Origin of the sequence: Pseudomonas sp. PB105, from assembly GCF_009764655.1 — a bacterium.
GTDB lineage: Bacteria > Pseudomonadota > Gammaproteobacteria > Pseudomonadales > Pseudomonadaceae > Aquipseudomonas > Aquipseudomonas cyclaminis.
On the sequence record NZ_RWIO01000027.1, the window covers coordinates 1 to 12,006 of the forward strand.

The 12,006-nt window shown below is 62.2% G+C and carries 11 protein-coding genes; 2 read left to right on the forward strand and 9 right to left on the reverse strand.

The window, feature by feature from the left end:
* The first annotated feature begins 63 nt into the window (after positions 1-63).
* Entirely contained in the window at positions 64-426 is a 363-nt protein-coding gene (locus EJD88_RS04805) for an Mpo1-like protein (RefSeq protein WP_112194215.1), read from the forward strand.
* Positions 427-429: 3 nt separating this feature from the next.
* On the opposite strand, the gene EJD88_RS04810 is transcribed toward EJD88_RS04805, so the two are convergent.
* The 3 genes from EJD88_RS04810 to EJD88_RS04820 form a co-directional block, all read right to left on the reverse strand.
* Positions 430-1,227: an acyl-CoA thioesterase II gene (locus EJD88_RS04810; protein WP_158877012.1), complete on the reverse strand. Its 798-nt coding sequence runs from the start codon at positions 1,225-1,227 to the stop codon at positions 430-432.
* A gap of 90 nt (positions 1,228-1,317) precedes the next feature.
* Complete coding sequence (locus tag EJD88_RS04815) at positions 1,318-2,079, reverse strand: CHAD domain-containing protein (RefSeq protein WP_099587309.1); 762 nt, start codon at positions 2,077-2,079, stop codon at positions 1,318-1,320.
* A gap of 45 nt (positions 2,080-2,124) precedes the next feature.
* Positions 2,125-2,403 (reverse strand): hypothetical protein, encoded by a 279-nt coding sequence (locus EJD88_RS04820; protein ID WP_032888964.1) that lies wholly within the window; start codon positions 2,401-2,403, stop codon positions 2,125-2,127.
* Positions 2,404-2,621: 218 nt separating this feature from the next.
* Between EJD88_RS04820 and EJD88_RS04825 the strand changes: the two genes are divergently transcribed.
* Positions 2,622-3,659, forward strand: coding sequence for a patatin-like phospholipase family protein (locus EJD88_RS04825; protein WP_112194209.1), 1,038 nt, complete (start codon positions 2,622-2,624; stop codon positions 3,657-3,659).
* A gap of 54 nt (positions 3,660-3,713) precedes the next feature.
* Here the strand turns inward: EJD88_RS04825 and EJD88_RS04830 are convergent, their stop codons facing one another.
* The 6 genes from EJD88_RS04830 to kdpF form a co-directional block, all read right to left on the reverse strand.
* Complete coding sequence (locus tag EJD88_RS04830) at positions 3,714-4,403, reverse strand: response regulator (RefSeq protein ID WP_158877014.1); 690 nt, start codon at positions 4,401-4,403, stop codon at positions 3,714-3,716.
* Positions 4,404-4,440: 37 nt separating this feature from the next.
* Positions 4,441-7,092 (reverse strand): sensor histidine kinase KdpD, encoded by a 2,652-nt coding sequence (locus EJD88_RS04835; protein ID WP_158877016.1) that lies wholly within the window; start codon positions 7,090-7,092, stop codon positions 4,441-4,443.
* A gap of 124 nt (positions 7,093-7,216) precedes the next feature.
* A complete protein-coding gene (kdpC, locus tag EJD88_RS04840) occupies positions 7,217-7,762 on the reverse strand; it encodes a potassium-transporting ATPase subunit KdpC (protein ID WP_099587312.1) in 546 nt (181 codons plus the stop codon).
* A 40-nt stretch (positions 7,763-7,802) separates the two neighbouring features.
* On the reverse strand, positions 7,803-9,860 hold the full coding sequence (kdpB, locus tag EJD88_RS04845) for a potassium-transporting ATPase subunit KdpB (RefSeq protein WP_177411516.1): 2,058 nt from the start codon (positions 9,858-9,860) through the stop codon (positions 7,803-7,805).
* 14 nt (positions 9,861-9,874) lie between these two features.
* Positions 9,875-11,569: a potassium-transporting ATPase subunit KdpA gene (gene kdpA, locus EJD88_RS04850; RefSeq protein WP_158877018.1), complete on the reverse strand. Its 1,695-nt coding sequence runs from the start codon at positions 11,567-11,569 to the stop codon at positions 9,875-9,877.
* 9 nt (positions 11,570-11,578) lie between these two features.
* Positions 11,579-11,668 (reverse strand): K(+)-transporting ATPase subunit F, encoded by a 90-nt coding sequence (gene kdpF / locus EJD88_RS04855; RefSeq protein WP_003218754.1) that lies wholly within the window; start codon positions 11,666-11,668, stop codon positions 11,579-11,581.
* Positions 11,669-12,006: the final 338 nt, after the last annotated feature.

Below are 12,006 nucleotides of genomic sequence, written 5' to 3' on the forward strand. Positions count from 1 at the left end.
CCACCCGCCCACCCCCGCCTAAACTCCATCCAAGTTATTTCAACGGACAGAGGACTCACCATCATGGGCAAACGGCACCCCAATCTCCCCGCCTGGCAATGGCGTAACTACCCGCAGAATCACCAGCACCCCACCAACCTGGCCTTGCACCTGATCGCCGTGCCACTGTTTATCGTCGGGTTTCTGTTGATCGTTTCCGGGGTGTTCAGCCTGAGCCTGGCCAGTTTCGCCATTGGCGTGGTGGGCATCCTGGCCGGCCTGGGTTTGCAGCGTCATGGTCATAGTCTGGAAGCCCAGGCGAGTGAGCCGTTCAGTGATCGCAACGATGCCGTGCAGCGCCTGGTGGTCGAGCAGTTCGTGACTTTTCCGCGCTTTGTGTTGAGCGGTGGCTGGTGGCGCGCCTGGCGGCAGCGCCATCGGCACTGATGCTTAGGCGAACACTACAACGGTCTGGCGGCTGATCGCGATCAATTCGCCGGAGGGGCTCCACAGTGCTGCCGCAGCGTGGCCGTAGCCGTCGCAGGCGTGTTCGATGTTGACGTAGTACTGGCACCAATCGAGGGTTGTCAGATCCTGCAATGGTTGGATGAACTCGATGGTCCAGGTCAGGGTGCTGCCCGGCGCCGGTTTTTTCAGGTGCGGGAGCAAGGCCGGGGGCCAGGCGTCGACCAGGGCGAGGATGTGCGCTTCGGTCAGCGGCTCTTCTTTCACATCCCCACGCAAGCGAACCCAGCCGCCCATGTCGCGGGATTTATTGCCGGTAAATGGCAGGCCGCCAACGCTCCAGCGCATCGCCAGGTGCCGCATGAACTCAGGCGTGACGCCTTTGATGTAGGGCAACTCCTGGCACTCGTCCCAGTGTTTGAACACCGGCGGTGCTTCGCTTGCCACATCAATGACTGATTCACGGGAAGCGCCGAAACTGGCCTGTACCAGCGTCGCCACTTCACCGTTCTGCATGACACGGCCGAGCAATTGGCTGACCGCCTTGCCTTCGCGCAACACTTCGACTTGATAGCTGGCAGAGACATCGGGCGCCACCGGGCCAACGAAGGTGATTGCCAACGAGCGCAACGGTCGATCCGCAGGCACCTGGGCGCGCAGGGCTTCGTATTGCAAAGCGGCAACCAAGCCGCCAAACGTCGCGCGACCTTGTGCCCATTCAGCAGGAATGGTGACATCCAGCGGGTGGCTACGGGCAGCGTCGAGCAAGTCACTAAAGCGCATGGCGACCTCAGGTCAAAGGAAACAGATGAGGGATCTTAACCATCGTGGGGGTGACGTACAGCGCCTATTCCGGCCAAAAGCCGGACCGATTCAGAAACAATCGGAGCTGAGCTTATCCAGCACCCGATCCGCCTGCCCCTCGGCTTTGGCCATGGTTTTGTGCCATACCGCCACACAGGGTTGCAGATCGGCCTGGTGTTCAGCTTGGGCCAGCCACTGCCAGCAGTCGTGCCAATCGCCCAGGGCACCTTGGGCTTTCTTCAGGCGCGACATGGCGTTGGCGGGCAACTTGTCCAATTCGGGATAGGCCTCGGCGGCATAACGCACGCGCTTGATCAACAGCCGCAGACGGTGGCGATCATGGCCAGGATCCTTGAGGGCTTCACCGAGGGTATGCCATTGCTTGGCCAGGCGCTTCTCGATCCGCGAGCGCACGCCCTTGAGCAATTTCTGATGCTGGGAGGCGCGAATAAAGCGTGGGAAGGCATCCAGAATCTGCAGCAAGTGCGCCAATTCCGGACTTTGGGCTACGTGCCGATAAGCATCGGGCTGCAGGCGCAGACGCCGATCCGCCGCGTCGTGATGACCATGCTGGTGCAGATAGGCGGCCAGCACCTCACGATCACGCAGCGGGGTGGTCAATTGGCCGACACTGCTGGCGGCCAGCTCAAGCTGTTCGACGCCCGGCAACCCGCGCAAGGGCCGCAACAGACTACGCAGGCGCCGCACCGTGGTGCGCAAGTCATGCAGCGCTTCGTCGTCGGTGACGGCAGCGAGGCGAGCCTGGCAGCTCAGTAACCCTACTTCCAGGCCAATGACCTGAGCGACTAACTGATCGACCAACGCTGACATCCTGCCCTCACTTCTTGATGAAAAATCCTACTTTCTGCCGACGGCTCAACGCCCGGCGCGCGACTCACGAATATAGAACCGTGCCTTTTCAGCCTTGTTGGAGCAGCCTTCAAACGCTTCAAACTGCTGCTGAGTCTTGGCACCGGTCAACAGGGACAACGCCTTGGAATAGCTGACGGTACCGGCGAAGCCTTCGGCCTTGGCCAGGTCGAGCTCTTTCCACGCGGCGTCCAATTGCGCACCGCAACTGTCGCGGTAAGCGGTTTTGCCGGCACAACCGGCCAGGGCCAACAGAATCACAGGCACACACATCCAGGCTTTCATCGATGACACCTCAAAATAAAGAAAAACAGTCGTACGGTTGTAGACGTTACCTACAACAAAAAGTGCCTTGTCCTTAGCCTGAAATCGATAGTACCTATTGCCAGAGCATACCCGAGCCTAGTCGCTACTCTGGAAAAATATTACGCCGCTTAGCGAAGATTGAAGCCGCCCCCTCAATGGGTGCATTGTGGCTACCTGCCGATCAAAGGATATGGACCATGAAAAAACGTGTTGCCTTGGTGCTGGGCTCGGGCGGAGCCCGGGGTTATGCCCATATCGGAGTGATCGAAGAAATCGAACGACGCGGCTATGACATTGCCTGTATTGCCGGCTGCTCCATGGGCGCGGTGGTGGGTGGAATCTATGCCGCAGGCAAGCTGGACGAGTATCGAAACTGGATTGAAAGCCTTGACTACCTCGACGTGCTGCGCCTAGTGGACGTTAGTTTTCGCCTCGGTGCGATTCGTGGCGAGAAGGTCTTCGGCCAGATCCGCAAGATCGTCGGCGAGATCAATATCGAAGAGCTGCGCATCCCCTACACAGCCGTGGCCACCGACCTCACCAACCAGCAGGAAATCTGGTTCCAGGAAGGCTGCCTGCACCAGGCCATGCGCGCCTCGGCGGCAATTCCCAGCCTGTTCACCCCCGTGATGCAAGGCAACCGCATGCTGGTGGACGGCGGCCTGCTCAACCCGCTGCCCATCGTGCCGGTGGTGTCGAGCCATTGCGACTTGATCATCGCAGTCAACCTCAACGCCACCAACCAGAAGCACTACCACTTGCCGGTGATCCAGCGGCCGCCGGCCTTCAAGAGCCGCTTCAACAGCCTGGCGAAATCACTGGGCTCGCACCTGCCGTTTCGCCGCAAGCAGGCCGAGCAGTTGATGAAGCTGGAGCAGGAAGCCTTGCAGGCCCAGGCGGCCGAGATCAACCCGTGGCTGGATTCGGCTGAACCCGAGTCCCAACAACCCGCCGCCGCACCGGAAAAACCCGGCGCACCGAAGTCCGCCACTGGATCGTTCATCATCGATAATGTGGGGCCAGCGTCGTTGCTGGACCTGATCAACCAGAGTTTCGAGGTGATGCAGACGTCATTGGCCCAATACAAGATTGCAGGCTATCCGCCGGACGTGTTGATCAACGTGCCGAAGCGGGTGTGCAGGTTTTTCGAGTTCTACAAGGCGCCGGAGTTGATCGCGTTGGGCCGGGAAATAGCCAGTGACACGTTGGACCGGTATGAGAGTGAGCAGTCCTGAGTACTTCGCTGTTGCCCGCGACGACGGTGGATCAGATAACAAACCTCTTCAGGCTCAAGCCCCCAACAACCGATACCCCACCCCCGCCTCGGTCACGATAAAACGTGGCTGAGTCGGATCATCCGCCAGTTTCTGGCGCAGATGGCCCACCACAATCCTCAGATAGTGACTGTCCTCGGTATGGGTCGGCCCCCAGATATCCTTGAGCAATTGCTGCTGAGTAATCACCCGCCCTGGATGCCGTGCCAACTGCGCCAGCACGGCATATTCCTTACGGGTCAGCGCCACTTCAGCGCCGTCCAGCAGTACGCGGCGATAGGCCAGATCGACCGTCAGCGGGCCGAAACTCAATGCTGCTTCCTGCGCTTCGCCTGCAGGTGCCTGGCGCAGCAGCGCGCGAATCCTGGCGAGAAATTCCTGGATACCAAAAGGCTTGGTCACATAGTCATTGGCGCCACCGTCGAGGGCTTCGACCTTTTGCCCTTCGCTGGCGCGCACCGACAGCACCAATACCGGCACCGTCGACCACTCACGAAACTCCCGCAGCACTTGCTGGCCGTCCATGTCCGGCAGGCCGAGGTCGAGCACCAGCAAGTCCGGCTTGCTCAATGCCGCCTGGGCCAGGCCTTCGTTACCGGTACCAGCCTCGATCACTTTGTAGCCCTGGGAGGCCAGGCTGATGCGCAAGAACTTGCGGATCTGTGGTTCGTCATCAATGACCAAAATCGTCGCGGTCTGGCTCATGGTGTTCCATCAAAATCCGTGGAGAAAGGAGGGTAGCTCACGACTCAGGCTCCAGGCCAGGCTGTGTCGGCAATGGCAAAAACAAGGTGATACAGGTGCCGCGCCCTTCAATGCCCTCGGCCACGCGGATATGCCCTCCGTGCGCCCCGACCATGCCCTGGCAGATCGCCAAGCCGAGGCCGGTGCCCTGCCCGCCCCGATCACCGCGTGCGGCGGTGTAGAACATATCGAAAATTTTCGCACGCTCGTCTTCGGGAATACCCGGCCCCTCATCGGCCACCGCGAAAAACAGTTGGTTATCCGACACCCCGGCACTCAATTGCAAGCGTCCCTGAAGAGGTGAAAAGCGTGCGGCGTTCTCCAGCACATTGACCAGCGCCTGCTCGATCAAGGCCGCATGCACATACAGCAATGGCAGCTCAGGCGGCACCTCGGTGCTTACCTGCAACGGCGCCAGCACCGCACGTAAACGGCCGAGAGCACTGCCGACGATATCGCCCGGCGACACCCAATCCCGCGCCAGCTTGAGCGCGCCATGGCCCAGGCGCGTCATGTCCAGCAGGTTCTGGATATAACGATCGAGGCGCTCGGCTTCATCGCGCGTGCCTTCGAGTAATTCGCGACGGTCCTCCAAGGGGATGGCTTCACCCAACGCCAACAGGCTGTCGATACTGCCGCGCATGGACGTCAGCGGCGTGCGCAGATCATGGGACACCGACGCGAGCAAGGCGCTGCGCAGTTGCTCGGTTTCGCCGTGCAGACGTGCGGATTCAAGCTCCTGCGCCAACTGCGCACGGGCCAGGGCCTGGGCCAGCGGCTGGCTCAACGCGGTGAGCAGGCGGCGGCGTTGACCACTCAACGCCTGGCCCGGTTTGGCACTGACACCCAGCAAGCCCAGCGGACCTTCCTCGCCCGACAATGGCCACCACCACCAGCGCCCAAACGGCAAGGTGCCGGTGCCCATGCCAGCGGGCTGGTCATGTTGCCAGGCCCAGTCGGCCGCGGCGCGTTCGGCTTCGCTGAGGGTCAGCGGGCCGCCGGTCTCGACCTTCCAGCCGCCCTGACCGTCGCGATTGACCAGGCACAGGTCCAGATCGCTCCAGCCTTCCAGGTGATGGGCCGCCGCGCTGACCACCGCCTGGCGATCGGTGGCGGCCGTGAGTTTGCGTGACAGGTCGAGCAGCTCGCTGGTTTCTTCCTGAGTGTCGCGCAATGCCTGCAATTGTCGACGCTGGCGCGCCGCGAGGTTGCCGGTGAGCGCCGCCATCAGCAGGAAGAACAGCAGGGTCAGCACATCTTCTTCGCGCTGGATGGAGAAGGAAAAATTCGGCGGAATAAACAGGAAGTCGTAGGTCAGAAATGACAACGCCGCGCACACCAGGGATGGCCCCAGGCTGCTGCGCACCGCCACCAGCAAGACGGCGGCGAGGAACACCAAAGAGATATTCGGCAACGGCAACACACTGGACACCGCCCAGGCCACGCCCGCAGCCACCAGCGTTGCGAACACCGCCAAGGCGTAATCGAACCACACCAGCCCGCGCACCTGCGGCATACGCGGCGGTGCGGGAATGTCGTCGCTGTCGAGCACGTTGATTTCCAGGCCCCGCGCATTGCGTAACAGACGCGCCGCCAGGCCACCACCAAACAGGCGACGGCGCCAGCGCATCCGCGACTGCCCGACCAACACCAAGCTGGCGCGGCGTTCGGCTGCGTGCTGGATCAACGTTTTGGCCACCTCCCCCGCCCTTAGCAACACGACTTCGCCGCCGAGACGCTCGGCCAATTGCTGGGCGTTTTGCAGGCGCAGACGCGACTGTTCATCCCGTGCGCGGCCGTTATCGACATGCACCAGGCTCCACGGCAAGTGCCGACGCTGTGCCACCCGACTCGCATGCCGTACCAGGCGTTCAGCCTGGGCATCACCGTCCACGCCCACCAGCAAACGACCGCGCACCGCCGGTGCCGCCTGACCAAGCTGGCGATAGCCCTGGGCCAAGTCGTCGTCGACGTGGGCGGCGGCGGTCTGCATCGCCAGCTCGCGCAGGGCCATCAGGTTGGTCTGGGTGAAAAACGCATCGATGGCCGCTCGGGCCTGTTCCGGGACGTAGACTTTGCCGTCGCGCAGACGCTCCAGCAGCTCGCGGGATGGCAGGTCGATCAGCAGCAGTTCGTCGGCCTCTTGCAGCACCCAGTCGGGCAGGGTTTCACGCACGTGCACGCCGGTAATGCCGCGCACTTGGTCATTAAGGCTTTCCAGATGCTGGACGTTGACCGTGGTAAACACGTTGATGCCGGCGGCAAGCAGTTCCTGAATGTCTTGCCAGCGCTTCTCATGACGGCTGCCCGGGGCGTTGCTGTGGGCCAGTTCGTCCACCAGCACCAGCTTGGGTTTGGTGGCGAGCAGGCCGTCGAGGTCCATTTCTTCGAGCATCACGCCGCGGTATTCGCTGCGCAGCAACGGTTGCTGTGGCAGGCCGCTGAGCAAGGCTTCGGTCTCGGCGCGGCCATGGGTTTCCACCACGCCGGCGACCAACTTGACGCCCTGGCGCAGTTGGGTGTGGGCGGCCTGCAGCATGGCGTAGGTCTTGCCCACGCCCGGTGCGGCGCCGAGGAAAACTTTGAGCCGGCCACGGCCGTTGCGGGGCAGATCGGCGAGCAGGGCGTCGGCGCGGCCGGAGTCGCTCATGCGTGGGGGTTCCTTCAGGTGTTTGTATAAAGTTTTTCAGGGCTCCATCGGGGGCAAGCCCACTCCCACATTTGGAATGCATTTCCCTGTGGGAGGGGGCTTGCCTCGACGGTGGTCTCAATGCCTACAACTTTTCCAGGGCCATGTTCAGCGCCAGCACATTCACTACCGGCGGCCCCACCAACGGGCTTTCGATGTGCTCATCCAGCAGCCGTTGCAAGGTCGACACCGGCACATTCCGCGCCGCCGCCACCCGCGCCAGTTGATAGGCAATCGCCTGAGGTGGCAAGTGTGGATCAAGACCGCTGCCAGAGGTAGTCAGAGAGGCCAACGGCACCGGACCCTGACTGGGCACCCGCTGTTTATTCGCGTCATCGAATACACGGGTAGCCAACGCTGGGTTACTCGGGCCGAGGTTACTGGCGCTGCTCGACACGGTCGCAAAAGCACCCGCCGATGGGCGCGGGTGGAACCAGCTGTCACCGGTAAAATCCTGGGCGATCAGGCTGGAGCCGCGCACCTTGCCATCGGCGTCGCGCACCAGGCTGCCGTTGGCCTGGTCGGGGAAGGCCACTTGCGCCACGCCGGTGACCACCAGTGGGTAGGCCACACCGGTGATCAGGGTCATGAGGACCAGCAGGCTCAGGGCCGGACGGATCATGTTAGTCATAGTCAAATCCTCAATAAATCGGCAAACCAAGGTAGCCAGTTCAAACCAGGTGCAGCGCGGTCAGCAGCATGTCGATGGCCTTGATGCCCACGAATGGCACCAGCAACCCACCCACGCCATAGATCAACAGGTTGCGCCGCAGCAACGCCGCTGCACTCGCCGCCTGTACGCGCACACCGCGCAATGCCAGCGGGATCAACACCACGATAATCAGCGCGTTAAACACAATGGCCGACAGAATCGCGCTCTGCGGACTCTGCAGGTGCATGACGTTGAGCACACCCAGTTGCGGATAGATCGAGGCGAACAGCGCAGGCAGAATCGCGAAGTATTTGGCCACGTCGTTGGCGATGGAAAAGGTGGTCAGCGCGCCACGGGTCACCAGCAATTCCTTGCCGATCTGCACCACATCCAGCAGCTTGGTGGGGTCGCTGTCGAGGTCGACCATGTTGGCGGCTTCACGCGCTGCCTGGGTGCCGTCGTTCATGGCCATGCCCACGTCGGCCTGGGCCAGTGCCGGTGCATCGTTGGCGCCGTCGCCGCACATGGCCACCAGGCGACCGTCGTTCTGCTCATGGCGGATACGTGCGAGTTTTTTCTCTGGCGTGGCTTCGGCCAGCACATCATCTACGCCCGCCTCGGCGGCAATCGCAGCAGCCGTCAGCGGGTTGTCGCCGGTAACCATCACGGTGCGGATGCCCAATTTGCGCAACTCGGCGAAACGTTCGCGGATGCCGGGCTTGACCACGTCCTTAAGATGAATCGCACCGAGCAACTTGCCATCGGCGCACACCAGCAACGGGGTGCCGCCGCTTTGGGCGATCTTGTCGATTTCCCGCGACAACGCAGGTGCAAGGTCAAGGCGCTGCTGGCCGATAAATGCCAGCAGCGAATCCACTGCGCCTTTGCGATACACGCGGCCTTGGCAGTCAACGCCGGATAGCCGGGTTTCGGCGCTGAACGGCACGGCGGTCAACTCGTCCGGCGCAGGCTCAGCCTGAGGGTGCAAGGCGCGCAGGTATTCAACGATGGATTTGCCTTCCGCCGTGTCGTCCGCCAGGGACGCAAACAGCGCGCCTTCGGCCACCTCGCGGCCGCTGACGCCAGGCGCCGCGACCACCGCTGCGCAGCGGCGATTACCAAAGGTGATGGTGCCGGTCTTGTCCAGCAGCAACACATGCACGTCACCCGCGGCTTCCACGGCACGGCCGGACTTGGCGATCACATTGAGGCGTACCAGGCGGTCCATGCCGGCGATGCCGATGGCCGACAACAAGCCGCCAATGGTCGTAGGAATCAGCGTCACCAGCAGTGCGACCAGAAACACCAAAGGCAAGCTGCCATTGGCGAAGTGGGCGAACGGCTGCAGCGTCACGACCACCAACAGGAAGATCAGCGTCAGGCCGATCAGCAGGATATCCAGCGCAACTTCATTGGGAGTCTTCTGGCGCTTGGCGCCTTCCACCAACGCGATCATGCGGTCCAGGGTCGACTCGCCGGGGTTGGCGGTGATGCGGATCAGCAGCCAGTCCGAGACCAGCCGCGTATTACCGGTGACTGCCGAGCGGTCGCCGCCGGACTCGCGGATCACCGGGGCGGATTCGCCAGTGATCGCCGCTTCGTTCACCGCCGCGATGCCTTCGATCACCTCGCCGTCACCGGGGATCATCTCCCCGGCGGCAACGCGCACCACATCGCCTTTGCGCAGGCTGGTGGCGGGCACGACCTTGAAGCTGCCATCGGCTTCCTTGCGCCGTGCGCTGAGGCCTTCGCTACCGGCCTTGAGGCTGTCGGCGCGCGCCTTGCCGCGCCCTTCGGCCAAGGCTTCGGCGAAGTTGGCAAACAGCACGGTGAACCACAGCCACACGGCGATCTGCACGGCAACGAAAGTCGGCACGGTGGTGTCGGGCACGAAGCACAGCACCGTGGTGAGGATCGCAGTCAATTCGACCACCAGCATCACCGGCGAGCGCTTCAGCTGGCGCGGGTCAAGCTTGACGAACGCCTGGACCAGCGCCGGGCGCCACAGAGCAGAGATGGCGGTTTTGGCAGGCTCCTGGGGTTTGACCGGGGCCGCGTTTTTTGCAGGCATATTCATGTTCATATCCCTTCTCAGAAGCCCATGCTCAAGTGTTCGGCGATAGGACCCAGCGCCAGCGTCGGCAGGAAAGTCAGGCCCCCTACCAGCAAGATGGTGACGGTCAACAGGGTCACGAACAGCGGGCCGTGGGTGGGGAAGCTGTTCTGGCCCATCGGTGCGCTCTTTTTCATCGCCAGGCTGCCGGCCAGGGCCAGTACCGGGAGGATGTAGCCAAAGCGGCCGATCAACATGCCCAGGCCGAGCATCAGGTTATGGAACGGCGTGTTGGCGCTGAAGCCAGCAAACGCCGAGCCGTTGTTGGCACTGGCTGAGGTGTAGGCGTAGAGCAGTTGGCTGAAGCCATGGGGTCCAGGGTTGCTGATGGCACCGGCTGGGCCTGGCAGGCTGGCAGCAATGGCACCGAGCACGAGCACGCCAACCGGCATCACCAACAAGGTCACGACGAGCAGTTGCACTTCCTTGGCCTGTAGCTTCTTGCCGAGGTATTCCGGGGTGCGACCGATCATCAAGCCGGCGAGGAACACCGCGATCAACACGTTGAGCAACATGCCGTACATGCCGGCGCCAACGCCGCCGAAGATAACCTCACCGACCATCATGTTGACCAGCGCCACCATCCCGCTGAGGGGGCTGAGACTGTCCTGCATGCCGTTGACCGAACCGTTGGACGCCGCGGTAGTGGTCACCGACCACAGCACCGTGCCGGTGGTACCGAAGCGCGTTTCCTTGCCTTCCAGCGGTGCGGTCTGCTCCACGGCCGGGTTGTTCAGGGTCGGATTGGGCTGGTACTCGGACCACAGAGACGTCGCGCCGCCGATCAGGAACAACGCCAGCATGCAGCCAAGGATCGCGCGGCTCTGGCGCAGGTCTTTGACGTAGTGACCGAAGGTGAAGACCAGCGCCACCGGGATCAGAATGATGGACGCCACCTCAAACAGGTTGGCCCACGCGGTCGGATCTTCAAACGGATGCGCCGAGTTGACCCCGAAGAAGCCGCCACCGTTGGTGCCCAGTTGCTTGATCGCAATCTGACTGGCCGCCGGGCCGAGGGGGATGACCTGATCCACGCCTTGCAGCGTCACGGCATCGACGTAATGGGCGAAAGTCTGTGGCACGCCCTGCCACACCAGGAACAACGCCAGCACCAGGCACAGCGGCAACAGGCCGTAGAGGGTAGCGCGGGTCATATCAACCCAGAAGTTACCCAATGTCTGGGCCGACTTGCGACCGATCCCACGGCACAGAGCGACCAGGACTGCCAGACCGGTCGCCGCACTGACGAAGTTCTGCACGGTCAGGCCGGCCATCTGGCTGAGGTAGCTCAGTGACGCCTCGCCGCTGTAGGACTGCCAGTTGGTATTGGTCATGAAACTGACCGCGGTGTTGAAGGCCAGCGTCCACTCTTGCCCCGGCAATTTCTGCGGGTTGAGTGGGAGATAGTCCTGGAACACCAGGATCGCGAAAAGCAGCAGAAAACCCGCGAGGTTGAATGCGAGCAAGGCCAGCATGTATTTCTGCCAGCTCTGCTCCTGCTGCGCGTCGACACCCGACAGGCGATAACAGGCTTTTTCGACAGGCCCCAGGACCGGAGTCAGCCACGTGCGCTTGCCCTCCATCACCTTGTAGTAGAACCGCCCCAGGAAGGGGGCCGGCACCAGTACCACGGCAAAGAAGGCAATGATCAGCCAATAGTCATAACTGTGCATGGCCAGCTCCTAGTTCCGATCCGCGCGTAGCAGCGCAACCAGCAGATAAATGAACAGCGCCACGGCCAATAGCAGTGACACCCCGTCCAGAACGCTCATGGAAGTCTCTCCGTTCAGCGGCGAGTGCCGCGTGTGGGGCAATTGTCCGCAGGAGTGGTGTAAAGGAACGAGAGCGAGGGTGCAGGCGGGGCGTAAAGACGGCGTAAAGAGTGGGTTTATACGGGGTTTACAGAGGGATCTGTGGTGGCTGGTAGGGCCTCATCGGGGGCAAGCCCCCTCCCACATTTTGAGCGGTATATGCAGGGCCAAGTGTGGGAGGGGGCTTGCCCCCGATGAGGCCCTCCCAGTCACCCCCGCACTTATCTGGTGCAACAAGGCAAAGTTTCAAACGCCAAACCATCCCCCAGACGACAGTTGCGCGCCTTTACGACAATGAT